The organism is Paenibacillus sp. 2KB_22, assembly GCF_052115745.1.
GTDB lineage: Bacteria > Bacillota > Bacilli > Paenibacillales > Paenibacillaceae > Paenibacillus.
In genome coordinates this window covers 260,870-284,794 of sequence record NZ_JBFRHG010000005.1, presented here as the reverse complement: position 1 = coordinate 284,794, position 23,925 = coordinate 260,870, and the positions used below count along the sequence as shown (strand labels likewise).

Genomic DNA, 23,925 nt, shown 5'->3' with positions numbered 1-23,925 from the left:
ATACGCTATCCCCGGATTTTCCCCTATGGAAAAGGGAATCGAAAAACTGGGATAACAGCGATTGGAAGGTTGTTCTGTCATCGTAGTGTCAGTGTAATAATCTTTAGTTCAAAGATTACAGCTTGAATTGTTCCACCAGCTTCTGCAGCTTATGGGCCAGATGGGCAAGGGAATCGGCAGAGGAAGATATCTCCTGCATGGAGGCCACCTGTTCCTCCGTAGCAGCGGAGATGTTCTCTGTTCCATCGGCATTCGTTTCCGATATCGCGTGGATCTGATCAATGGATTGCACCACTTCTGCTGTACTTGCAGACATCTGCTGTGAGGCAGCCGCAATGTTCTCAAGCTGATGATTGACGACCCCGACGGCCTGACTAATCTGGGCAAAAGCTTCATCTGCAAACTGAACGGCACGGATACCGTTGCTAACATCCTGTTGCCCGACCTGTACATTGTGATTGGCCATTGCAATCTCCTGTTGAATCGCTCCGACCATCTCTACGATCTTCTGACCGGACAGGCTGGATTGTTCCGCGAGCTTCCGAACTTCGCTGGCAACAACGGAGAAGCCACGTCCATGCTCACCTGCACGTGCTGCTTCGATAGAAGCATTGAGAGCAAGCAGATTGGTCTGTGCAGCGATATCTGTAATGACAGATACCATCTCGCCAATGGATGTGGAATGCTGTCCAAGTCGTCCAGCAGTATCTGCCATGCCTTGTACAAAGCGACTAACGGAACTCATCTCGGATACGGCCGTCTGCATGGTGGCATTTCCTTTGTCTGCAAGCTCACTGGCTTGCATGGCAGCTTCGGATACTTGCTGTGTGCTATTCGTTACCTGTCCCACACCTCCAGCAAGCTCATTCATCTGCTGTGCAGTATGTTTCAGGCTGCTGGTTTGTTTCTCAAGTCCAGCTGCAGATTCTTCCGTGATCAGGGCAACTTGCTCTGTTGCTTTGGTTGTCTCCGATGAGTTGACTGCCAACTGTGTGGAAGAGGTGGTTAACTCGTCAGCCGTCTGTCGCACGTCCTGAATAACGGTTCGCAAGGATTCACTCATTTTATTGAAACTGGTGCTCAGCTTGCCGAATTCATCTTGTCCCAATACAGCAACCTCGATGGTCAGATTACCATTACTAATCTCGTCAGATGCCTTCACCAAGCGGTTCAGTGGTTTGGTGATGGATTGCACAATCCAGAAAATAATGATGGAGCTTACAGCGATCGCAATCGCAATAACGATAAGTGTGGTGTACAGGATAGGCCGGACAGATGCCGTTACTTCACCACTATCAATGACACCGACCACGGTCCAGCCCGTCGTTTCATTGGTGGCGAAAAAGGCGTGTTCCTGGCTTCCATTTAACGTATAAGTCAGACTGCCGTTCTTCTGTGCAAAAATATCTTTATAGGGTTCCATGGTTCCTTCGGTTCCCGGTTTTTCGGTAGGATGTACAATGATTTTGTTGGCATTATCAATGATATAGACATAACCCTTCTCACCGATCTTTGTGGAATTAACCGTCTGGGAGAGGGCCTCAAGCGAAAGACTTACAGAGACGACACCGTGTCCATCTGCCGAGGTCTGAGCTACCGAAGCAACAACATTGCCGGTATTGCTTGATATGTAAGGGGTGATTACGGTAGGGACATCCTTGTTCTGCGTAGCAGCCTGATACCACGGGCGTTCGCGCGGGTCGTATCCTTCTTTGTTCACCGCTGTTACAGGGGAGTTAATATACACGCCTTGATCCGTGCCGATAGACGCAAGTTCCACGTCATCATGGGTTTCCTTATACGCGTCAAGCAAGGTACGTATGGTATCCGTCTCGTCACCTTGGTTAGGTCCAACATTGCCTGCATCCAGCTGACTTGCCAAGAAATCAACATTCTTACGTGTTGCGCCAATGATCTGATCAATGGTTTGGTTGAGCACAGTAACATTGCTAATTGCGTTCTCATACATTTTCTCTTCGACCTTGGCCTCGGCTGTTTGGAACGAGATAATGCCCAGACTGATTGTGGGAATGAGTAGAACAATGGCAAATGACAGTATCAGTTTCTCTCTCATCTGCAGCGTTCTTCTGGCCCTTTGTTTATTAATCTTCTTCATACACATTCCCCCTCTGTGTAACCCATCCCTATGTCTGGTGGACAAGTCAATCCGGTAAAAGATAGTTCATTCCATCCTTTCCAGATGTTTCTGGTGCTATCGTATGACAAAATTCGAGTTTATTCAACATTATTTATGAGTTTTATGAAAATATTTTTCGGTTTTATAGGTATTTAGGATTACATCTGTTCTATAAAAAGGAATCTGTCTCTCCCTTAGTACACATCTTGTGGTATATTTCTGAATTAATGTGAAATGAAATTTTGCAAATTGCCAAATCCACAAGGCATGTACCTGATCATGTTGAATACACAAAGAAGTTGTTTTCATGAAGAATGGACCTGAATGGATCTACATCCATATATATCGGTTGATGGAGACAAAAATTGGAGAGGGGTTGTACCGCAGTTGGACCAAAGTACACTACAGATATCTGGACAGGAGAACATGGAAGAGGTCCAGGATCATGCTACATTCATGCAAGGGGTCAAAGATTGTATCCCAACGCTGCTTGGCTATTTGAGTATTGGCTTTGCAGCGGGTGTCATTGAAATGACCGCAGGTCTGAGTCTGGCAGAAACGGCTCTGCTCAGCCTGATTTTATATGCAGGATCAGCTCAGTTCATTGCAGCAGGCATGCTCGCATCGAATGGATCAGCACTAGCCATCATGTTCACCATATTTTTCGTGAATCTTCGTCATTTGCTGCTGAGTGCAGCTGTATCACCGTATTTTCGGCATCTGACCCCGCTTAAAAATATGTGGATCGGTTCATTGCTTACGGATGAGTCTTTCGGCGTGGCGATGACACGTGCCATTGGCAGGGAAAGACTCAGTGAACGGTGGATGCACGGTCTGAATATTACCGCATATCTGAACTGGTTCGTGGCTAATATGGCGGGAGCATACTTTGGACGCTGGATCACCAATCCGGAACGACTGGGTCTGGATTATGCCCTGCCAGCGATGTTTATTGGACTGGTTGTACTCCAGTTGGTACATCGTAAAAACAAAAAAATACACATTAATGTGGCGATCATCGCTGTGGTCTGTGTAATCTTCGCCAGCATGGCTTCACTGGGCAGCATGAGTGTCATTGTGGCTGCGGTCATTGCGGCAACGATGGGAGTGTTCATGGAACGATGGAAGTAAGATGGGATGTATTCTGGATTATTATGGGGTCGGCGCTGTTGACATTTATTCCTCGTGTACTGCCACTGATGCTGTTCAGCAAAATACAGATCCCCATGTGGTTGTTACGTTGGCTGGAGTATGTACCCGTAGCGGTCATGGCAGCATTGATTGGTCAGGAACTGTTCATGTCGGACAACCAGTTGGTGCCGATTACGCACAATGCAGCTCTGTGGGCCTCTCTGCCGACGATTGCAGTAGCGATCTGGACACGCAGTCTGCTTGGCACCGTATTGGTCGGTATTGTGGCTATGATGATCTTGCGATACTGGATCGTATAGTTGCCAAGTCTATTGTAATATCCGGTAATTCCTTCCCCTGATCGGTTAATACTGTTCTATAAAGGACAGATAGCCTATCTGAGCGAAGGGAGCTGGAATCATGAGTGAACGGAAGCGCAAGCTGTTAATTACAGGAGCTGCCGGAGTCATTGGTCGCAGTCTGTTGGAGGGGCTGAGAGCCAAGGGTACGTATGATATCGTTGCTGCAGATCTGCGTGAGGATGAGCAAGCTGGCATTGTAGCCATGGATGTGACAGACGGGGAACGTCTGAAAGAACTGATGCAGGGGATTCACACAGTTCTGCACATTGCATGGGCCAAGGATGAGGAAGATTTTCTGGGCAAAGTTCTACCGATCAACGTAACCGGAGCATACCATGTGTATGAAGCAGCACGGTTGAACGGTGTTCAACGGGTAATCTTCGCAAGTTCCAACCATGCGACTGGCTTCTATCCTACTGGTGAGGATATTGAAGTGGATGACCCGTACCGACCGGACAGCTTCTATGGACTTAGCAAATGTTATATTGAACTGTTGGGACGGTATTACGTTGACAAATATAATCTGTCCTCCTTCAACATTCGGATTGGAAACTTCTCCGGTGATACATACCCGCACTCGGAGCGCTCGGCTCACATCTGGATCTCGCCAAGGGACATGGTCCAGCTCGCTGAATGCTGTATTGAAGCGGATTCGGATATGAAGTATCTGAATCTATACGGGACTTCAGCGAATACAGACAATTACTATGATATTGGCTATCTGGCTCAGAAGATTGGATACCGTCCACAGGATGATGCGGCCCAGCTGTGGGAAGAGGCAAAACTTAGAGGCGTACCCGATAAACAGGATGAGACCGCCTTTCAGGGCGGAGGCCATGTGGAGAAAGAACCGAAGGATTCTTAAGAAGGCGACACTTTGTGATGAAAACGCTATTTTCTATTGTAGCCGAAAGGGATAAAATGGAGACTGAGGTGTTCAGTGTTTCCATTTTGCACAAGAGGAAGGAACGATTTCAATCATGAGTACAAGTCCATCCGTTATATTGTTTCAGGGAGACTCGATTACAGATGGGGGAAGATCACGCAATGATGATCCGAATCATTTTCTCGGACATGGATATGCGTATCTGATCTCCAGCAAACTGGGTATGGAACTGGCGGGCAAGCATAAGACCTTCTATAACAGAGGCATCAGTGGGGATCGGGCATCCGATCTGTACGCACGCTGGAATGAGGATACCATTAGTCTGAAACCCGATCTGATCAGCATTCTAATCGGGGTTAATGATGCCTGGCGCACAATGAATAATGAACCTAGCGGGGTAACGGATCGTTTTGGACGGGCGTATCGCCATTTGCTTGAAGAGACACGGGAAGTGATGCCGGACACGGGGCTGGTTTTGATGGAGCCGTTTATCCTGAATACCGGGGCGACTGCTGAGAAATGGGGAGCCTGGGAGGCGTATATCGGTCAATATCAGAAACTGGCTCAAGGTCTTGCGGAAGAATTCGGAGCGGTGTGGGTGCCATTGCAGCAGACGTTTAATGATGCTCTGAAGCAGGCGGATGCAGCGTACTGGTTATGGGATGGCGTACATCCAACCGCGGCAGGTCATGAGCTGATTGCACGTCAGTGGTTGTCTGTTGTACAGAATTCTCGGCTTGCGATTGTGTAAACTTATACGTAATGAGGATATAAGATAGTTAAGAATATGAGATAGCCATAAAAAGCCTGTGGTAACAGGCGGAATGCAACGGAGGACCTGACAAAGGTTCTTCGTTCTTTTGGTTGGGAAGGAGAAGGACGTAACGTGGTGGAAAGGATTCTAATGGATAATTCTTCAAAAGTGCTACCATATCCGGTAAAATGAGATCGATTACATGATAATGTTGTTATGACAATCCATTAACGAAGAGTGGTGAATCCAGTGGAAGATTCCATTCACGAAGTCGAACATGAACATATAAACCAACGTGGAAATGAGAGTAAAGCAGTGAGCTCCCTAAGTGCTGACAGACTCTTAGAGAAGTTGTTGCGGCCTGAATTGGCTATGTTATACACCGACTTGAAGGCTTATGGGGAACGCGCCTTGAAGAAACCCTTGCCTTCCTTATCGTTCCGTCTATATCGCCAGTTCAGTGATGCGGGTGAGCGGAAAGCCTATGAGCAGGCTTATTTCGATCGAAGGGGCAGGTTGGCTGCTGTGGCGATGCTCGCATTGGATCCGGCTAGGCCGGATGCACTGCAAGCGCTGGAGGAAATGTTGTGGAACGTGTGTGATGAGTATACGTGGTGCTTGCCCGCACATCTGGGTACGGGAGAGGTCGATCAGGTGAATGGAAACATTGATCTGTTCGCCGCAGAGACAGTACATATGCTGGCAGAGATGGTGACCATTCACGCCGATCGGCTGGATCGTCTTGTCATAGAACGGATCAGGTTTGAAGCAGAGCGGCGAATCTTCGCCCCGCTTTACCGAGATCAGCAGAAGTTTCACTGGCAGACAGCGGATCACAATTGGTCGGCGGTCTGTGGTGGCTGCTGCGGCATGGCCGCATTGTTGCTGTCAGAGGATGAGACCACGCTGAGGGAATCGATCTCCCATACGGTCGGTTGTATGAACGCATTCCTGAGCGGCTATGGCGAGGATGGCGGCTGTGCTGAAGGCATTGGATATTGGGTATATGGATTTGGTTATTTCATCTATTATGCCGAGATGCTTCGTGAGTACAGTGAGGGTGAACTAGATCTGCTGACAGGTTCCAAAATAGCAGCCATCGCAGCCTTCCCGTTGCGAGTTCATCTGTCGGGCGGCACATTCGTGAATTATTCGGACAGTGCCGAGCAGGAAGAGATTCCTTCCGGATTACTCTCCCTGCTCGCATCCCGGGTGGGATTGCAGGTAGATCTGCCGCTTCATATTCCACTGCTTACCGATGATCCCTGTCATCGCTGGGCACATCTAGCGAGGAATGTGATGTGGAGCGATCCGGCAGTATACGGTGATGAAGGAGTCTCTGGACAGGTTGAATGTGGATTTATTTTTCAAAATCTGGGCTGGATGGTTGCGAAGGGGGTGCTTCATTCTCCGAGTAATCAACGTTCCAGCGGCGCGCCCCTTCATGTGGCTATTTCCGTTAAAGGCGGGCATAACGATGAACCTCACAACCATAATGATCTGGGTCAGTTCATTATCCATTGCGGTGGTGAGAATATCCTATGTGATCCGGGAGCAGGGTTGTATACCCAAGCGTATTTTGCGCCAGGCAGAGAGCGCCTGTTCCACATCTCGTCATCCGGGCATAACGTTCCGCTCATTGAAGGGCAGGAGCAAAGCTCGGGCCGGCAAGCGCAAGCCCATGTGTTAGAGGCAAAACTGGCAGCGGATGGCGGTGAGCTGAATACAACATTGGATCTGACATCTGCATACCCTGGAGCTGCTTCACTGGCTCGTTATACGCGCCAATTTCATTGGAAGATGGCTTCTGGCGGTAGCAGTAATGGAGCAGAATTGCGTCTGATTGACCGTTTTCAATGGAAGAGCAGGAGGGAGTCTTCGGCAGAACCATTCTCTTCGGCGGATGATTCAGATGCAGGATATTCAAGCGTTGTAGAACGATGGATGAGCAGAGTGCAGCCTGAAGTGGTGAAGAGCGGTATCCTTTGCTGGCAAGGTGTACAAGGAACGGTCCATATGGTGTATGATGCCAACCACTGGCAAGTATTTACGGAGGCAATGAACATCGTCGATCATGACAATGTTCCAGTCACATTCTATCGAACGTCACTATCATGGATAGGGGCAGTGGGCGACAGCGATCATCGGATCGAAGGTTATGACCCACTTGAAACGGTATGTGAGGTACGCTTCATCATTGAACCGAAAAAGGGAGAAACCGAGGTGAACATGCATGAGTAAATATACATCTGCGTCCACGTATCCATGGAAAGATGAACTCAAACGTTACCGTACATTGGCAGAACAAGCGGGCCCCCCTCCGGCAGACGGCTGGAATCGGAATCGTAAGTTGGCACTTGTGGAGAGTATTGTTCGCGCTTACACACCCTATCAAGACAACCATGGTGCAATTATCGACCCGTTCTCGGGTGTGGAGAGATATTATTCTACACCAGCGTATGCGATGGCTGCGGCGGTTCTGGTTGACGCGGGGCGGACAGATCTGCTTGACTCCGCAGCGGCAGCCCTGTCTCAGAGCATTGATGCCGTGGTCAATCGTAGTGCACCTGACAATCACCCTGATTTTTATCCAGTGCTCATGATGAGAGCTTATATGTTGTTGAAGTCACTTCTGCCTGAACAAGCAAAGATCTGGGCTGAGGCACTCAAGACGATTCATCCTGAACAAGATTATGTGTTTACGATGAGCAATATAAACAACGCCAATCGCATGATTAACTGGAACGCCATTATGATCTCTGGCGAATATCTGCGGTGGCATGAACAGCTGGCAAGTGAAGATACAGCGTGGATGGATCGTTATCTGGAAGCCTATCATGTGCCTCGATTTACGGCACTTGGATTGTATCAGGATGGACCGCTGGACCGTCCGAACTGTCCATTTTCCTATGATATTGCCACCCGTTATCACCTTGGGGTGATGCTTGAAGCGGGTTACGAGGGAGCCACTGCCGATAGGTTACGTGAGCAGCTGCGCCATGGTGCCTTCAGCACGCTACTGACGCTCTCGCCGCTAGGTGAGATTCCACCGCGTGGTCGCAGCTCCCAGCACCAGTGGAATGAAGCGGCAGCAGCTTATGTATGTTCTACACATGCAACGCAGGCTCTTGAGGCGGGAGATCCGGTGATGGCGGGCGCATTCGCCCGTGCGGCCAATCGGTGTTTTGCTGCTGTGGAGCGCTGGAAAATGGATGATGGGCGCCTGAAAATCGTGCGCAATGAATACGCGCCAGAAGATCGCCACGGCTATGAGGTTTATACCAACCATACCTGTTACAACTTGTGGACAGCAGCAGCACTGGCCCACGCCTGTCTCAGTGATCCGGGAGACCATGTGAGTGAAGTGTACCTTCCTTCCGAGGTGGGCAGCCGAGTTTTGCAGACCGATGGGTGGTTCGAAACCGTAATTGCATCCGTACCTGGCCAGCAACTGGTATTACACACGGCGATGAATGATCCGTATACGATCCCTGGTTTGGTACGGATTCAGCAGACGGGGCTACCTGGTCTGATTGGTCCGTCCGCTGCCAGCCATGTGCAGGCCGGATTCACGGAATTTGCCGAAGGGGTGGTCCGTCCGCTCAGCTATTGTCCTGCCTGGAAGACACCAGATGGGGTATGGCACAGCCTTGCAGAGGGTATTCCATCGGGTGGTGCGTATGATCGGGATGTTGGATTAGACCCTGCTCAGGGAGGTGGGTCAATCGTGTATGAAAAAGTGGACCAGGATACGCCGAATCAAGTAGAGGGACATCTGGCGGAAAGAGCGGCGGAAGAGGGAGTAAACACCTCGAAGAATTCTTTTGCTGTGACATGGGTTGGTCCCTTGCCTGGAATTGAGACATTGCGCACTCATTATGTGCAGCAGGCAGACTTGCTGACCATAAAGTATGAATTCGAAGGAGAGATTGCGGCGGCAGGTGCACTCATACCGTTGATGTTCCATGATGGTCGTGAACAGGCGGTGATTACCCATACGGATCATCGTGTGCGAACGGAGTATCGGGGGGCATATGTCGAATCTACAGCGCTGGATCAGGAAGCCATTATTCATCTGGAGGATCAGGCCGTGGCTTCCCGTAATGGGTTGCTGAAAGAAGCGCGGATTGAAGTGAACGGAGCACATAGTCTGTCATTTACGATCCGATTGGGCGAGGTTACACATGAAGGCGTTTAGGTCGAACTGGAGCATCAAGCAAAGATGTCCAGTATTGAATCGAGGAGGGATATGTTCATGAACACATCAACGTCGGTAAAATGGCTCGACGAAGCGTGGCAACAGGGAGCTGCGAAAACGATTCGGAATGCAAAGCGGATCAGGGATACATTTCCACACATCGCCCCGCAAGGGACGTATGACCGGAATGATCCGGAATGGTGGACAGCAGGTTTCTGGCCTGGACTGTTATGGTTGGTCCATGGAGATGCGCCGGAAAGTGAAGCGGTCGCTCCGCTGCATCGCATTGCTGAAAGTTGTGAGCGGCAACTGGAAGGTTGTCTGCATGATCCCGAATCGGTCGATCACGATCTGGGGTTCATTTGGCTGCTTAGTGGCGTAGCCAACTACCGCCAGACGGGCAGCATGGATGGACGGCGGCGCGGAATGCTTGCCGCCAACCTGCTCGCTGCCCGGTTCCATGTGCGCGGTGAGTTCATCCGCGCCTGGAACTTCAGCTCGTCAGCAATGGATACGCGCGGCGTAGCCATCATTGACAGCATGATGAATCTGCCGCTGCTCTACTGGGCATCCGAGCAGAGCGGCGATCCTCGCTTCCGCTGGCTGGCGGAAGCACATGCAGACACCGTGGCGCGCGAATTCATCCGCGCTGACGGGTCCATCTGCCACGTGGTGGAGTTCGATCCACACACGGGGCAGAAGCTGCGAGAGCATGGCGGACAGGGCCATGCTCCAGGTTCCGCCTGGGCGCGGGGCACCGCCTGGGCGTTGCACGGGTTTGCGCTGTCTTTCCGGTATACGGGCGAAGCCCGATATCTGGAGACAGCGGAGCGTGCGGCCGATTTCTTCCTCGCCATGCTTGGCGAAGAGATCGTGCCGGTGTGGGATTTCCGCGCACCTGCGGAGCATCAGGTGGCGTGGGACTCGTCCGCTGCGGCGATTGCCGCAAGCGGGCTTATAGAGCTGGCGAAGCTGTCGCCACGCGGGGAAACCTATGCCGCCGCGGGAGAGCGCATCGTCCGCGGCTTGCATGAGAACTATAGCTCCGGCGACTCGGCAGCGGAAGAAGGTCTGATCATGCAGGGAACAGTGCATTACCCGGAAGGGCGAGGACTGAATGTGCCGATTATATACGGCGATTATTTCTATATGGAAGCGCTGGCGAAGCTGCGTGGACGTGAGGGTTTATTTTAAAAAGAGGAATTGAGAACTGAGAACGATGTAATTCATCATCACCTGTCCGCGGAGGCTGTCTTCAATTGGAGGAACGATATTCCTTCTATTGAAGGCGGCCTATACTCAAGTTTGATCCAGAGATAGACCAATCAAGATCAGCGGACAGGCGTATGATAACCTTATGAAAAGAATTCATCTCACTTCGAAGGCGTGCGTCTCAGGATAACAAAGTCGGCCGAAGATTGATCCGGATATCGCTGCGGAATAATCTCATGTACTTTGAAATCAGGGTAGTCGTAGAGATAATGGAACAGATTACGATCCTGGATGGTATCAACCCCGGGGGTGTCGTTTTCTTTCAAACGTGTATATAGGACCACCCATGCTGTAGAAGCGTGCAGAACATCATAGAGGGTATTGCGAAAATCCGTTTCATCCGTAATATGATACAGCACATCCAGACAGACCGTGAGATCCGCTTGCAGAAAACCCCGATTAATCCACAGACCTGGTGTATACAGCATGAAGCTCTTGGACGAATCCCCGGCAAATTGGGAAGCACAACGCTCCACTGAAGAAGCAGCTACATCAACGCCCAGGTACTCCTCATAATTCATGTATTGCAGCTGGTTGCCATCCCCGCATCCAAACTCAAGGACTCGATGAATTCCTTCACGCTGAATCAGTCCGTTCACGACTTCGGCCTTGAATTCGGCCAATACTCCGTAGGAGCCCCTCCCAGAAGTCTTACCCGAACGATATGTTTGCTCCCAATACCCGATGTAATCAAAAGGCTGACGCATATGCTCCCCCAATCCTGTTAAAAGAAGTTCAAGACAGTCGATATACATAGGTTATGCACGTTAATCGCAGGTATGAACGGTTGAAACCGGAATAGAAGATAAATTAATTTCCATAGAATTCCCTGAAAATTTCCTGAAAGTCTAAACATCTGGAAAGGACTTGCCGACATTAAACATAAGGAAAAAAATGATGATAATCGGGGGGAAATGATGTTAAAGCCAAGATTGACCAAGTACATGGTGATGATGCTGGTGTTGATGCTGAGTATTTCCAACGTAGGCTTGGCCGCTGCGGCAGATAAAGAACTGTCCAAAATTGTGGTTTCCAAGAATGAGATGTCGCTCGAAGTTGGTGATTCCAGTTCCGTTACGGTGACAGGTGTATATTCTGATAATACGTCAGCAAACGTAACGATCAGTTCATCCTGGAGTACCAGTGATACTTCGATAGCAACTGTATATAATGGCGCAATTACAGCCAAAAAAGAAGGTACAGCGACGATTACCGCAGCTTACCAGGGTCAGAGTCAGACCGTTCAAGTGAAAGTGACGAAGAAGGTCAAAGCCCTTTCGAAAAACGTGCAAAGTCTGGACTTGCGCACGGGAGATACGAAAGAAATTATTTTGACAGCAACGTACAGTGATAATGAAACAAATAATGCAGCAGCAAGTACCGCAGAATGGTCTACCAGTGATGAGAAGGTTGCTACCGTTGTGAATGGTAAAGTAACTGGACAAAGCGCGGGTACAGCTGTAATCACAGCCAAAGTTGGCAGCCAAAGCGTGACGGTGGATGTTAACGTTGAAGTGGTTAAACGTGTAGATGTGGATAAACAGCAGGTTAACCTGTTGTTGAACAAAAGTGAAAGTGTGAAAGTGACGGCTACGTATCCAGATGGTACAACCAAAGATGTAACCGATCTGGCGGAGTGGACATCCAGCAATGAGAAGGTCGCAGACGTTCTCAAAGGCGAAATTACAGGATACTCGGCAGGATCTGCCAAGATTACAGCCAAATACGGTACGAAGTCCGTATCCGTTGACGTGGATGTGGATCTGACCAGCAAGCTGAGTGTGCAGAAACAGAGCATTTTCTTCCGTTTGAGTGAGACAACCAAAACGGCTAATGTCGTTCTAACTGCTTCGTATCCGAATAGCAGCGATGTGAATGTAACGGATCAGGCAACATGGACATCCAGCAACGAGAAGGTTGCAACGGTGTTTAAGGGACAAATCACAGCCATTAGTGCAGGTTCAACAACGATCAAGGCAACCTATAGTGGCAAAACTGTAGAAATCGCTGTGGATGTTGATACGGCAAGATATCTGGATATCAAAGATGTAAATGACAAACTCGCTATGAGTGTTACGGGTGATAACAAGTCCAAGACATTGGTAGCCAATGCAGAGTATATTGATGGAAGCACAGAAGTTGTAACTTCCAAAGCAACGTGGACTTCAAGCAATGCGGATGTTGTATATGTATCCAACGGCGATCTGATCGCATACAAATCCGGTACTGCGACGATCACTGTAGCTTATGGTGGTAAAACAGCTAAGTTTACAGTAAATGTTGACGTTCCGGACAAGTATGAAATGGATAAGAAAAAAGCATCAGTAGCTGTTGGTGGAACGACCAATGCCAAAGTACTGGCGATTTACGGTGAGACATCCAAGGATGTATCCGAAGATGCAACCTGGAGCAGCAGCAGCGACAAAATCGCTGAGGTAGATAGCAAAGGGGTTATCACAGGTGTTGCTACAGGTAAAGCAACCATCACAGCGAAGATTGAAGGCAAAACGCTGACTCTGCCTGTTGAAGTAGGTATGGCTAGTGGACTGGAAGCCGATGTGAACTTCGTCGTATTGTCTACCAAAGAAACACAGAACATCCTTCTAACAGGAACGGATGAGGACGGCAACACGCTGGATGTTACATCCGAAGCAACCTGGAAATCCAGTAACGCACGTGTAGCGGATGTGAAAAAAGGCGTGATCACGGGTAACAGCAGTGGTAAAGCCAACATCACAGCAGAATACGGCTCCAAAAAAGTGACGATCCAGGTTGAAGTGGATGTCATCTCACGTATTGAAGCTTCCGAGCCGGCTCTGTCCCTGAAATCAGGCGATACAGCTGATCTGACAGTAACTGCCTTCTTGAGCGACGGTAGCGAGCGTGATGTTACGGACAAAGCGGAGTGGAAAACCAACAGTTACAAAGTAGCTCAAGTGACCAAAGGTAAAGTCAAAGCTACTGGTTCAGGTAAAGCCAAAATCACAGCCAAATACGGCAGCAAGTCTGTCACGATTGCTGTAGATGTGGATACACTGAAATATTTGCAGACGGATAAAGTAACGTTGACCATGAAACCTGGTGAAAAGGTAACTGTGGCGGCAACTGCAACGTATGCCGATGGCAGTGAAGCCAATGTATCCAAACCGGCTCTCTGGAAATCTTCCCGTATTGCAACAGCATCGGTGAAAGATGGTGTCATTCAGGCAAATGGTAAAGGTAAAGCAACGATCACGGTGACATTTGCAGGTGTGAAAACCAAAGTAACGGTAGTGGTTGAAGCGAAGTAATTGCTTTTCTTAATGTGAGCGTGAAACGCGCAATATAAAAAAACGGTGACCCCAGCTTGATAGCTGAGGTCGCCGTTTTTTGTTCTATAAACTAGAGCTTAAACAGAACATGGAGCGTTAAAGAATCTGAGACACGCTATATCGGAAAATACAGTCTTTTATAGCGCTTTTGTCTGGTGATTTTGGTAAATAACGTGTCTGATGTTCTTTACAATTTAAAAAGAGGACCTTAATGCCAAATAAGACGTTCTCAGTTCCTTAGAAAATGAAAATGAAAATAGTCTTGCCATTCGCCAAAGTTACCCACTATGGGCTATAACTACATCGTATGAGACAGCACCAGTGCACCATAGGCAAAAGCGATCACGATTAGAATGGCTGGATGCAGCTTGGTCTTGGTCATGACCCAGAGCGAGATGCCGGCAATGACCAATGTCTGCCAGATGCCGATGGAATCGGTGGATAGCTGCCCGAATTCCCATGTGAGCAGAATCATGAGCACAGCGATAACAGGCTGCACGAGTAGAGTCATGCCTTTGACTTTGGGTGACGTGCGGTGTTTGTTCAATAGACGAAGTAATAAAATTAATGCGGTTGCGGAAGGCACGATTGTGGCAAAAGTTGCGATAAACGCCCCAAACCAGCCCGCCACGTGATACCCGACGAATGCAGCAATTTTGGTTGCAATCGGGCCGGGAAGGGCGTTACCAATCGCCAGCACATCCCCGAATTGCTCTGTGGTCATCCAATGGTAATGGTTCACAATCTCTTCCTGCATTAGCGGAATGGACGCCGGGCCGCCCCCATATCCCAATATGTTTGCTACGAAAAATCCCCAAAATAATTCCCACCATGTCTGGAGCATCCTTAGGACACCCCCTTATCGGAATTGCCTTTGGATTTGAAGCGCTGGACCAGATCCAGATGGAAGACACCATATCCAAGGAAAACTGCGATAACAATCCCTGGATGGATGTTCAGAAGCTGTAACGATACAAAGGCAATTACCCCGAATAGAGCGGCAAAAACTTTGCCGAGTCCCTTCCAGGCTTTCATGGCAAATTCATAAGCCATCATGCCCAGCATGACAAAAATAACCGGTCGAACAGCGGCTACCATGCCTGCGACCACTTTTGACTCGCGCAGCGCGTACATGGAACCGAGCAGAGCAATAATGGCAATACTAGTCGGCAAAATGTGAGCGAGTACGGACACTATCGCGCCCAGTACACCTTTGGTTTTATAACCGAGATATGCGGCCATCTTGGTCGCGATTGGACCCGGCAGGGCGTTGGCGATAGCCAAAATCTCGCCGAACTCCTCATCACTGACCCATTTGTAACGCGTAACGGCTTCGTAACGGATCAAGGGAATAACCGAAGGGCCGCCGCCATATCCGAGAATTCCGGTCCGTACCATTCCGATGACGAGACCGTTGTAATCTTTCCAACCCATGCTGATTTCCTCCTAGAGTCTCATGCCCATCCGGCTTTTATAACGTTTCAACAATAGCTGTGATTCCACTTTGACGATACCCGGCATCTTATAGAGCTTCTCCAGCAAGAACTGCTCCATCTCTTCCATATCTGCAAAAATACCGTGCATATGCAGGGTACTCGGGCCTGTCATATGATAAAGGCTGGTAACGGCAGGCTCTTCGTCCAGTTTCTCAGCGACTTCATCCAGGAAGGGCGGTTCAACATCGACATTGAAAAAGGCGGAGACCTGAAGCCCAACCTTGCCAGGGTTGATCACCACGGTGAAGCGTTCGATGATTCCTTTTTCGGATAACGCATTAATGCGCGCCTGAACAGCTACACGTGACAACCCGATCTGTGTACCCAAGTCCGTATAGGAGATTCGGCTGTTTTTGTGAAGTGCGGCGATAATTTTACGATCCATCTCGTCCAGATTGTACATTTGCGGAATTTCTCCCCCTTTGGAGGAGCGTTTCTCTGACATGTTGACCATCCTTTTCTTTCGCTATATGAAATGAACAATGAAATTTTACTGAACATACAATGTGTATGTGGCATTCATAGTTTAATGACGAATCGTAACTGGAGTCAATCTATTTATCATGATTATTGAATTTAACCGATTTTGAGCCTTCATTTTGTCATTTCCACCAATCGAAAATAAAAAGGCCACTCGCACAATCTAATGGCGAGCAGCCGGTTAATAGATAGAGCTGGAGTGTAGCATCAAGCACGATACGAAGCATATCCCGTTATCGCTGTGCTGTCTTGGGCAGTAAAAGGGTAACGGTTGTGCCTTCGCCAGGCTCGGAAGAAACTCTCAACGTTCCACCTGCACCACGGGCACGCTCTTCCATGCTGAACAATCCAACACCATTGCCAGCGGTTGCTTTGCTGAATCCGGCACCCTGGTCTTCAATGATAACCATCGTCATGCCCTCAGCGTCTTCTATAGTAACACGGGCCTCGGCAACATCGGCATATTTCGCAACATTGGTTAAGGCTTCCTGAATAATCCGGTAGATGGCGATCTCCCGGTTCATCTCCAGTCGTTTACGCAAATTACATTCCAGATCAACTTCAATTCCATAATGACGGGTGTAATTCTCAATATACGTACGAATCGCCGGAACAACACCCAGGTCATCCAGAACGGATGGTCTCAGTTCCCATGCCATACCGCGCACATCTTCCATAATACCCGTGACCTGCTTGCGAAGGGCTTCAACTCCGGGGTGAGGCTGGTCTGCCAGCAGTCGGTCCATCTGAATGACCAGAGAGAAGAGACTCTGTCCAATCCCGTCATGCAGTTCACGCGAGATCCGGCGTCTTTCCTCTTCCTGAATGTTCATGACTTGGGACATCATCTTCTGCAATTCGGCTTCAACCGATTTCAGCTTGGTGACCTCGCTGCGTACAGCCAAATACTGATATGGTTCGCCGTCGTTATCGAGGAAAGGCACGATGGTGGTGTTGACCCAATAATAACTGCCATCTCTGGCACGATTGCGAATCTCCCCGTTCCATACCTTGCCTGAGGATATCGTGTCCCACAGGTTTTTCATAAAGGTTTTGCCATGGTATCCGGAATTAATAATTCGATGATCCTTACCGATCAGTTCCTCACGCTCATACTGCGAGATTTCACAGAATTTATCATTCACATACTGGATTTTCCCCTTGCGGTCTGTTAGGGCTACAATGGAGGACTCATCCAGAGCAAACTTCAGATCACTCAGTTGATGCAGGGAGCCCTTCAACCTGCTGCGAAACTCATTATCCGTAATGTGATTATCGATTTCGTTCAGCAGGAGACGTACGGGCTGGTCTGCGAGTCCACTTAATCTGTTCTTGCGTGCACTACTCAAAGTTCAGCAACCCCTTTTTCATGGCGAACTTCACCAGTTCCGGTCGTGTACGCAGGCCAAGTTTCTCCATCAGATTGCTTTTGTGGGATTCGACCGTTTTGACACTGATGATCAGATGTTCGGCGATTTCCTTGTTGGCGTAACCTTTGGCAATCCAGGACAAAATCTCTTTCTCCCGCTCGGATAACGTGTCATACGGTCCAGCGTTTTCCTGTTTGGCTTTGTCCAGATATTCACTCATCAGCCGCTTGGTCGCACTGGGGTACAGATAGGCGCTACCCTCTGCTACGGAACGAATTGCGGCAAGCAATTCTTCATGCGGCGCACTTTTGAGTATATATCCGGATGCTCCCGCGTGGATGGCGCGGAACAGATATTCTTCATCGTCATGCATGGTCAGTATCAGAATGGAGACATCTGGCATCAATTTCTTCAATTCAGCGGTAGCGGTCAGACCGTCTTTGCCTGGCGGCATGCTAAAATCCATCAAGACCACATCCGGTTTTAACTCTTGAGCTTTGGCAATGGCTTCATCACCATCTGCGGCATCCCCAACGATATGTATATCATTCTTTCCTTCAAGTAAAGCAATCAGCCCGGATCGCACGACAACATGGTCGTCTACAACTAATAGTTGAATCACATGATTTCCCCCTGTCCGCTTCCTCAGTTCTATCTATATCATAACAAAAAGAAGCGGCTCAGAGGTTAATTCTCTGAATCGCTTCTCGCGCTACTTCAAACTTTCTATCCAAACACCTTCGGCTGAAGATGTAGAGCGACTTGCTCCGTCTGTCGGACCATGTTCGGTGAAAAGGTGCAAGGCAGTCTGCTGCCAACGAGCAGCACGGCACCAGGCACGCTTCCTTCTTGGAACACTGGTACCGCTATAGCACTTACCAGCCGCTCAGCAAGCATTAACGGGCAACGACCGGGTGTATGATCTCCGGTGGATTGTGCATCAGATCGGGCTGTGCGTCCAGTCCGAAGGGCTGTGCCTACCAGATCTTGTCCGGGGCGCATTTCCATGCGCTTCACCCGTTCATTGCTGGCCCCAGAGGTATACTTCCAGCGCAACATTGTCCCGTTCAGACAGGCAAGTCCACAGAAGTCACTGGATGTGTTCAGGCGCAGGCCGTCGATCATCTCCTGAATGCCAGATGGCAGTTCATCATGCATGAGAGGACACTTCCTTTTTTCGGATTATAACGTACGTAACGTGTAATTATTATCATTAACCTTCGAACAGGATCATCTTAAGTAAGGGGATTACGATGGTAGCTCTATTGTAGACCCTTTCTCGGTCATTGTAATTCAGGGAAAACCCCTATTTCCGTTCCGTAATCTACTGAACCTGGGCAGTGGAGGACTCCTGAACCAGGTACACCAAGGGATTGGAGGAATGCGAAGGATGAGGCATATCGGTGAAATGTGACTTTTCTCACAGCAAATTCAGGGAGTTTCTCGTTAAGGATCAGGTAATCCCCCGATAACCATGGCGCTCCTTTCGCGGTATGATGGATACATAAGGAATCACCGAGGGGGACGAAGGTTATGGGTACAGTATTTGTGGAGAGAACAACCCAAAGAACAGCGCAGAAACAAACGGAGGCGGGCAAAATGACACGAGAAACAGGCGGAATCCTTTCGTTTGTGACATCTGAGCAATGGGACCTGATTGAAGCAAAAATGCAACCCAAACGGGTGAAGTCGGGGTATAGTCTCTTTCTCGAAGGCGATGAAGCCGGATATCTGTACTACATTCGTTCGGGACGAGTGAAAATGACCAAGTCGACGGAGGATGGTAAGGAAATTATTTTATCCATTCAGCAAAGCGGCGATCTCATCGGTGAATTCGGCGGCATCGGTGGATTGAATCATAGCTACAGTGCAGAGATGGCGGAAAAAGGGGAACTGGCCATTATCTCGCTTAGCGATCTGGAAAGTATACTCAGTAAACATGGCGACCTTGCCTTGAAATTCTTGCAATGGATGGCATTGTCGCAGCGGATCACCCAGTCGAGATTCCGTGATCTGCTGCTCTATGGTAAGGCGGGTGCGCTCGCTTCGACACTGATCCGTGCCAGCAATTCGTATGGCAGGGTTACGCCGGATGGTATTGTGCTCGACATGAAGCTGAACCATACCGATCTTGCCGAGATGATCGGAGCAACCCGGGAGAGCGTAACGCGGATGCTTGGGGCATGGAAGGAGCAAGGTACGCTGGATATGATGGACGGCAAATTGATGATTCGGGATCTGGCAGCGCTGCGCTGCATGTGCGGATGTCCGACATTCCCTAGCTGCCCGGTAGAGCTGTGCCGATTGTAACAGAGAGTGATCCGAGGTTTTACCTCCATTGGCGATTGGGGTCGTTACGGAGAATAATAAAAAGAGCTGACATCCGTATCATCGGTGTCAGCCTTTTTGGTGTATACGGATATGGTGTATACGGAAAATGATATATGTATCATTCGGTCTCCATGGGCCGCTGCACATATTCACTGGCGAGTATCGAATAGATCACCGAGTCATGAAAGGAACCTTTGTAGTACCAGTGCTCCCGTAATAATCCCTCTCGCTGCATACCGATTTTCTTCATGACGTTCTCCGAAGCTGTGTTGTGCGGGCGACACTTGGCGTAAATCCGGTGGATGCCGAGTTCGTTGAAACCGAAACCTAACAGCGCACTGGCTGCTTCGGAGGCATAACCTTTTCCTTGGTAGGCAGGATTAAGGACGTAACCAATCTCTGCATTGGTTTTCTCCATCACGTGAATGCCCACTCCGCCAAGAAGAGTCCCGTCACTTTTTAAACATATCGCCAGCTCATAACCTTCTCGTGGTTGTGTCTGCTGCATGTCCAACACAAACTGCACGTACTCTCGCGTATCTTCTTCCGTATTCGGCCCCCATGCGGTATGTTGTGTGACTTCCGGCATGGAAGTATAGGCATGAATCCTCTCCCAATCGGTCTCCCGAATATCCCGGATGATCAGTCTCTCCGTCTCCAGTTGCATCGTTGTTCACTTCCTTCACATTTGAATAACTTACTGTACATTGTACAACAAAAATGGCTCATAACAGATTCAACGAATGAATCGGTCATGAGCCATAATGTAGATCTATGATATATGGAATGCTATTGTGGTTGTTTACATTGAACTGCGGGATAAGTATACGCCAGCTTACGGATGATTTCCTTTTGCCATCTCGTATCACCCAGATTGGTTGCCAGGTTCAGAAGATCCAAATAATCGTCAAGCTGCAGATCAGCCTTTTGCAGAGTTGTATTCATTCGATGTTCGTTCCCCTTTATCTATAAAATCGTAAAATCATATGCAGTAGAAAGTTACATGGAGACAAGTTCAAGAATGATAATCATTATCACGTTTATATATTCATTATGCAATGAACGCTGGCAAAATGCAATATCAAGTCCGCAACGAAGTTAACTTTTTTCTGAAAATAGGCTTCTCCACATCACATAGGGAATGTACACACCGAGATATGCAGACGGATACAGGAACCAGCCATTCATCAGGAATTGATGAATCTCGGTGGTGAACGTGGTCATATGAGCATTCGTTGCATACACATCACCAGCGATGACGGTTGCCGCACTATAGAAGCAGAGCAATGCAAGGATGTGGAATAGCCGCGTAACCATTCGGGAACGAAGAGCAAGATAAACCATAATTAGCGGGATAACTAACAAGAGCACCAAAAATACCAATTTCATCATCGTTTTACTCCTTCGGAAAATGGGATTCTAATGATAGTCAGTATGGGCAAATGGGTGCCATCTCAAAACTTTTTCAACAATTTTACAAAAAGAAAGAGGAATTCATCATATGAACAATTAAAATAAAGGAGGATAACCCATTATCAGGTAATTTGGAGGAGGAGAAAGGGAATATGAAGAAGGCGTTATGGCAGCACTGGATCGGGGCATTCCTGGTCTTTATCATGATGGCAACCGCACTGCTGGGGCCGGGTTCGCAAAGTCCGGTACAAGCTGCAGCACCACTTACGGTATCTCAGGCCATCGCTGCCCAGAGCGGTGGAGGAACAGCGACGGTTGAAGGAATCATTGTTGGACATGCTACCGGGTCACTTACCGCGAAGTTTACATCTCCGTATGCCAATGATTTTAATGTTCTGATTGCGGACTCAGCGTCAGAGCGAACCAACGCCAGATTACTGGATGTGCAGATTCCCGCTTCTTTCCGTTCGCAATATGGACTGGCTACCAATCCCGGTCTTGTAGGCAAGAAGATCATCGTAACCGGAACTCTCGGTGCCTACAACAGCTATGCAGGAGTCAAAAACCCAACGTCCATTACATTTTCCTCCGGAACAACGAACCCTGATCCAGAACCGAACCCAGGTACAACATTACCCGATGGTACCGGTAAAAAAGTATTGTTCGATAATACCCATGCCCAGACAGCAGGTGCTGCCGACTGGATTATTGACGGGGCATTTTCGGATTTTGCCAATGGTTTGCGAAACGCAGGCTTTGTCGTGAATCAGCTGGAACGCAGCATTCCGTATACATTCGGTGAGCAAGCCATCACCTATAATAAATTGCAAGATTACGACGTCTTTGTCATTGGCGAAGCCAACGTGCCGTTCAAAGCAACAGAGCAGGCTGCGCTGGTGCAGTACGTGCAGAACGGAGGAAGTGTTTTCTTCATCTCCGACCACTATAATGCAGACCGCAACAAAAACCGCTGGGATTCCTCCGAAGTATTCAACGGCTATCGCCGCGGAGCCTTCCTGAATCCGGCCAAAGGCATGTCTTCGGCGGAAGCCGAATCACCAGCGATGCAGAGTGTGACGAGTTCAGACTGGCTGGCGACGAACTTTGGTGTACGTTTCCGTTACAATGCCCTTGGAGATGTCAATGCATCGGATATCGTCGCACCTGCACAATCCTTCGGCATTACGGCAGGTGTTAATGCTGTAGCCATGCATGCGGGATCGACCGTTGCAATTATCGACCCTAACAAGGCCAAAGGCTTGGTATATGTACCAAGTGGTGTGTCCAAGTGGGGCAATGCTGTCGATCAGGGCGTATATAACGGTGGTGGACGAGCTGAAGGGGCCTATGCCGCCATTGCCAAGGTTGGTGCGGGCAAAGCTGCATTTATCGGCGACTCTTCACCTGTAGAAGACGCTACTCCGAAATATTTGCGTGAAGAGACCGGTGCGACCAAGAAGACCTATGATGGATTCAAAGAAGTAGACGATGCAACTTTCCTTGTGAATACCGTGAAATGGCTCGCGGTCAAAGAAAGTTATACCAGTCTGGCACAAGTGCCAGGACTGACATTGGATACGGCCACAAGCCTGCTTTCCATGGAAGCTCCGGCTGCATCAACCGAGCCGCAACTTGAGCCATGGGCTGCACCTGCGGCGGGATACAAATGGTATGATCCGACTACATTTAAGACAGGTTCATACGGAAAAGCACAATAAATGAAATAGATATCAAATCATCATGCCGAATAGGGCCTGACCGTGGAAGTTTGTTCGCGGACAGGCTCTTTTTTGCTTGTTATAAAAGTTGCAATGACAATCATGATTGGCTCATACCGCCCTGTCATTGTATATATACTTGCTCCTGAGGGGAAGGTATGGGTATTCAGGATGTGTGCGAGGCAATAATCGAACCAAAGGAGGAGGCGACGTATGATGAATCGGCAAGCAGACTGTGACAGTTCCACGATGAGACACAAGCTCAAAGCGGATCTCCATCGTGTAGCAGAACGTATGAATCTGACGTTATCCCGGTTTGACAATGACAGTGCCTGTCTGCTGGGGCAATTTGCAGAGATTCGAGCGGAGATCAAGCAGATCGAGGTGCTCGCCTCTTCGTTTTATCTGGATTGTTATCTGTCGCCCTTTACCGAGAAGTTTGCCGAATTAACATCGAGCGTACAGCATCTATCTGACCGGAGGTATGGTGCATTAATTGTGATTGAACGGGAGATTCCGTTGGAGTCGATCATTCATTCAGGAGTGGCGGTGGATGCCAGAGTGACACATGCGCTGCTGGAATCCCTGTTCATTCCCGGTGCACCATTGCATGACGGGGCCGTGTTGATTCGTGGCAATCAGATTGTATCCGCTGGTAATGTGCTGCCGTTGTCGCAAGCGGAAGTGCATCAACGAAAAATAGGCACTCGTCATCGGGCTGCATTGGGACTCAGTGAATTGACGGATGCGGTTGTACTGGTTGTCTCTGAAGAGACGGGACAAGCTTCATTCGCGGTGGATGGAGATCTGCATCCGATAAATGTGGTTGAGACGTTATCTTAAATGTGAGTGATGCATGGAATTCCTCGTGGCAATTATGCTGAAATAGCTAAGGGAAGTGTACCTTTCTTCTGTATGGGAGAGAGGTTTTTCTATTAATAGACCCCTGCCGTACGAGATGTATCATTAGATGCTTCTCTAACATTGCGATGTGATTTTGCACAAACTGGGTATTCATGGGTACAATAGAGGATGGTCAATGAATAGAGAACAATGCGATTGGATC

The 23,925-nt window shown here is 48.8% G+C and carries 22 protein-coding genes; 11 read left to right on the top strand and 11 right to left on the bottom strand.

Annotated features, from left to right (window positions below):
- Positions 1-115: 115 nt before the first annotated feature.
- Positions 116-2,116, bottom strand: a complete 2,001-nt coding sequence (locus AB4111_RS25285) for a methyl-accepting chemotaxis protein (protein ID WP_442033686.1) — start codon at positions 2,114-2,116, stop codon at positions 116-118.
- Between the two features lie 447 nt (positions 2,117-2,563).
- On the opposite strand from AB4111_RS25285, the gene AB4111_RS25280 reads away from it, so the two are divergent.
- The 7 genes from AB4111_RS25280 to AB4111_RS25250 all read left to right on the top strand — a co-directional run bounded on the left by AB4111_RS25280 (position 2,564) and on the right by AB4111_RS25250 (position 10,662).
- Positions 2,564-3,268: an AzlC family ABC transporter permease gene (locus AB4111_RS25280; RefSeq protein WP_442033713.1), complete on the top strand. Its 705-nt coding sequence runs from the start codon at positions 2,564-2,566 to the stop codon at positions 3,266-3,268.
- A complete protein-coding gene (locus AB4111_RS25275; RefSeq protein ID WP_442033685.1) occupies positions 3,259-3,588 on the top strand; it encodes an AzlD domain-containing protein in 330 nt (109 codons plus the stop codon). Before AB4111_RS25280 ends, AB4111_RS25275 begins: the two co-directional genes overlap by 10 nt.
- A 100-nt stretch (positions 3,589-3,688) precedes the next feature.
- Entirely contained in the window at positions 3,689-4,495 is an 807-nt protein-coding gene (locus AB4111_RS25270) for an NAD-dependent epimerase/dehydratase family protein (protein ID WP_442033684.1), read from the top strand.
- Positions 4,496-4,610: 115 nt separating this feature from the next.
- A complete protein-coding gene (locus tag AB4111_RS25265) occupies positions 4,611-5,267 on the top strand; it encodes an SGNH/GDSL hydrolase family protein (RefSeq protein WP_442033683.1) in 657 nt (218 codons plus the stop codon).
- Positions 5,268-5,519: 252 nt separating this feature from the next.
- The gene (locus tag AB4111_RS25260) at positions 5,520-7,511 is read left to right on the top strand and encodes a heparinase II/III domain-containing protein (protein WP_442033682.1); all 1,992 of its coding nucleotides are present in this window, start codon (positions 5,520-5,522) and stop codon (positions 7,509-7,511) included.
- On the top strand, positions 7,504-9,468 hold the full coding sequence (locus tag AB4111_RS25255) for a glycosyl hydrolase (RefSeq protein WP_442033681.1): 1,965 nt from the start codon (positions 7,504-7,506) through the stop codon (positions 9,466-9,468). The genes AB4111_RS25260 and AB4111_RS25255 overlap by 8 nt, the downstream gene beginning before the upstream one ends.
- Before the next feature lie 57 nt (positions 9,469-9,525).
- Positions 9,526-10,662 (top strand): glycoside hydrolase family 88 protein, encoded by a 1,137-nt coding sequence (locus tag AB4111_RS25250; RefSeq protein ID WP_442033680.1) that lies wholly within the window; start codon positions 9,526-9,528, stop codon positions 10,660-10,662.
- 179 nt (positions 10,663-10,841) lie between these two features.
- Here the strand turns inward: AB4111_RS25250 and AB4111_RS25245 are convergent, their stop codons facing one another.
- Complete coding sequence (locus tag AB4111_RS25245) at positions 10,842-11,447, bottom strand: class I SAM-dependent methyltransferase (protein WP_442033679.1); 606 nt, start codon at positions 11,445-11,447, stop codon at positions 10,842-10,844.
- Between the two features lie 210 nt (positions 11,448-11,657).
- Between AB4111_RS25245 and AB4111_RS25240 the strand changes: the two genes are divergently transcribed.
- A complete protein-coding gene (locus AB4111_RS25240) occupies positions 11,658-14,030 on the top strand; it encodes an Ig-like domain-containing protein (protein WP_442033678.1) in 2,373 nt (790 codons plus the stop codon).
- 319 nt (positions 14,031-14,349) lie between these two features.
- Here AB4111_RS25240 and AB4111_RS25235 read toward each other — a convergent pair whose 3' ends face one another.
- The 6 genes from AB4111_RS25235 to AB4111_RS25210 all read right to left on the bottom strand — a co-directional run bounded on the left by AB4111_RS25235 (position 14,350) and on the right by AB4111_RS25210 (position 18,555).
- Positions 14,350-14,895: a chromate transporter gene (locus AB4111_RS25235; RefSeq protein ID WP_442033677.1), complete on the bottom strand. Its 546-nt coding sequence runs from the start codon at positions 14,893-14,895 to the stop codon at positions 14,350-14,352.
- A 2-nt stretch (positions 14,896-14,897) separates the two neighbouring features.
- On the bottom strand, positions 14,898-15,485 hold the full coding sequence (locus AB4111_RS25230) for a chromate transporter (protein WP_307540492.1): 588 nt from the start codon (positions 15,483-15,485) through the stop codon (positions 14,898-14,900).
- 12 nt (positions 15,486-15,497) lie between these two features.
- Complete coding sequence (locus tag AB4111_RS25225) at positions 15,498-15,992, bottom strand: Lrp/AsnC family transcriptional regulator (protein WP_062837151.1); 495 nt, start codon at positions 15,990-15,992, stop codon at positions 15,498-15,500.
- Positions 15,993-16,260: 268 nt separating this feature from the next.
- The gene (locus AB4111_RS25220; protein WP_442033676.1) at positions 16,261-17,376 is read right to left on the bottom strand and encodes a PAS domain-containing sensor histidine kinase; all 1,116 of its coding nucleotides are present in this window, start codon (positions 17,374-17,376) and stop codon (positions 16,261-16,263) included.
- Complete coding sequence (locus tag AB4111_RS25215; RefSeq protein ID WP_017691068.1) at positions 17,369-18,019, bottom strand: response regulator; 651 nt, start codon at positions 18,017-18,019, stop codon at positions 17,369-17,371. Before AB4111_RS25215 ends, AB4111_RS25220 begins: the two co-directional genes overlap by 8 nt.
- A gap of 104 nt (positions 18,020-18,123) precedes the next feature.
- Positions 18,124-18,555 (bottom strand): GAF domain-containing protein, encoded by a 432-nt coding sequence (locus AB4111_RS25210; RefSeq protein WP_442033675.1) that lies wholly within the window; start codon positions 18,553-18,555, stop codon positions 18,124-18,126.
- A 375-nt stretch (positions 18,556-18,930) separates the two neighbouring features.
- Here AB4111_RS25210 and AB4111_RS25205 point away from each other — a divergent pair, with 375 nt between their 5' ends.
- Positions 18,931-19,707, top strand: coding sequence for a Crp/Fnr family transcriptional regulator (locus AB4111_RS25205; protein ID WP_442033674.1), 777 nt, complete (start codon positions 18,931-18,933; stop codon positions 19,705-19,707).
- Between the two features lie 139 nt (positions 19,708-19,846).
- Here the strand turns inward: AB4111_RS25205 and AB4111_RS25200 are convergent, their stop codons facing one another.
- From AB4111_RS25200 to AB4111_RS25190, 3 genes are all read right to left on the bottom strand, one after another.
- Positions 19,847-20,395, bottom strand: coding sequence for a GNAT family N-acetyltransferase (locus AB4111_RS25200; RefSeq protein WP_442033673.1), 549 nt, complete (start codon positions 20,393-20,395; stop codon positions 19,847-19,849).
- Between the two features lie 122 nt (positions 20,396-20,517).
- On the bottom strand, positions 20,518-20,673 hold the full coding sequence (locus AB4111_RS25195; protein ID WP_017691064.1) for a hypothetical protein: 156 nt from the start codon (positions 20,671-20,673) through the stop codon (positions 20,518-20,520).
- Positions 20,674-20,826: 153 nt separating this feature from the next.
- The gene (locus AB4111_RS25190) at positions 20,827-21,120 is read right to left on the bottom strand and encodes a hypothetical protein (RefSeq protein ID WP_091019997.1); all 294 of its coding nucleotides are present in this window, start codon (positions 21,118-21,120) and stop codon (positions 20,827-20,829) included.
- 224 nt (positions 21,121-21,344) lie between these two features.
- Between AB4111_RS25190 and AB4111_RS25185 the strand changes: the two genes are divergently transcribed.
- Both AB4111_RS25185 and cdaS read left to right on the top strand, forming a co-directional pair.
- The gene (locus AB4111_RS25185; RefSeq protein ID WP_442033712.1) at positions 21,345-22,859 is read left to right on the top strand and encodes a DUF6359 domain-containing protein; all 1,515 of its coding nucleotides are present in this window, start codon (positions 21,345-21,347) and stop codon (positions 22,857-22,859) included.
- A gap of 213 nt (positions 22,860-23,072) precedes the next feature.
- A complete protein-coding gene (gene cdaS, locus AB4111_RS25180; RefSeq protein ID WP_442033672.1) occupies positions 23,073-23,702 on the top strand; it encodes a sporulation-specific diadenylate cyclase CdaS in 630 nt (209 codons plus the stop codon).
- Positions 23,703-23,925 lie beyond the last annotated feature (223 nt).

Coding starts and splice junctions, on each gene's coding strand:
- AB4111_RS25195 (WP_017691064.1), bottom strand. CDS start 20,673: ATGAATACAACTCTGCAAAAGGCTGATCTGCAGCTTGACGATTATTTG.
- AB4111_RS25285 (WP_442033686.1), bottom strand. CDS start 2,116: ATGAAGAAGATTAATAAACAAAGGGCCAGAAGAACGCTGCAGATGAGA.
- AB4111_RS25185 (WP_442033712.1), top strand. CDS start 21,345: ATGATGGCAACCGCACTGCTGGGGCCGGGTTCGCAAAGTCCGGTACAA.
- AB4111_RS25280 (WP_442033713.1), top strand. CDS start 2,564: ATGGAAGAGGTCCAGGATCATGCTACATTCATGCAAGGGGTCAAAGAT.
- AB4111_RS25235 (WP_442033677.1), bottom strand. CDS start 14,895: ATGCTCCAGACATGGTGGGAATTATTTTGGGGATTTTTCGTAGCAAAC.
- AB4111_RS25240 (WP_442033678.1), top strand. CDS start 11,658: ATGTTAAAGCCAAGATTGACCAAGTACATGGTGATGATGCTGGTGTTG.
- AB4111_RS25265 (WP_442033683.1), top strand. CDS start 4,611: ATGAGTACAAGTCCATCCGTTATATTGTTTCAGGGAGACTCGATTACA.
- cdaS (WP_442033672.1), top strand. CDS start 23,073: ATGATGAATCGGCAAGCAGACTGTGACAGTTCCACGATGAGACACAAG.
- AB4111_RS25270 (WP_442033684.1), top strand. CDS start 3,689: ATGAGTGAACGGAAGCGCAAGCTGTTAATTACAGGAGCTGCCGGAGTC.
- AB4111_RS25230 (WP_307540492.1), bottom strand. CDS start 15,485: ATGGGTTGGAAAGATTACAACGGTCTCGTCATCGGAATGGTACGGACC.
- AB4111_RS25225 (WP_062837151.1), bottom strand. CDS start 15,992: ATGTCAGAGAAACGCTCCTCCAAAGGGGGAGAAATTCCGCAAATGTAC.
- AB4111_RS25190 (WP_091019997.1), bottom strand. CDS start 21,120: ATGATGAAATTGGTATTTTTGGTGCTCTTGTTAGTTATCCCGCTAATT.
- AB4111_RS25250 (WP_442033680.1), top strand. CDS start 9,526: ATGAACACATCAACGTCGGTAAAATGGCTCGACGAAGCGTGGCAACAG.
- AB4111_RS25205 (WP_442033674.1), top strand. CDS start 18,931: ATGGGTACAGTATTTGTGGAGAGAACAACCCAAAGAACAGCGCAGAAA.
- AB4111_RS25275 (WP_442033685.1), top strand. CDS start 3,259: ATGGAAGTAAGATGGGATGTATTCTGGATTATTATGGGGTCGGCGCTG.
- AB4111_RS25245 (WP_442033679.1), bottom strand. CDS start 11,447: ATGCGTCAGCCTTTTGATTACATCGGGTATTGGGAGCAAACATATCGT.
- AB4111_RS25210 (WP_442033675.1), bottom strand. CDS start 18,555: ATGCATGATGAACTGCCATCTGGCATTCAGGAGATGATCGACGGCCTG.
- AB4111_RS25200 (WP_442033673.1), bottom strand. CDS start 20,395: ATGCAACTGGAGACGGAGAGACTGATCATCCGGGATATTCGGGAGACC.
- AB4111_RS25255 (WP_442033681.1), top strand. CDS start 7,504: ATGAGTAAATATACATCTGCGTCCACGTATCCATGGAAAGATGAACTC.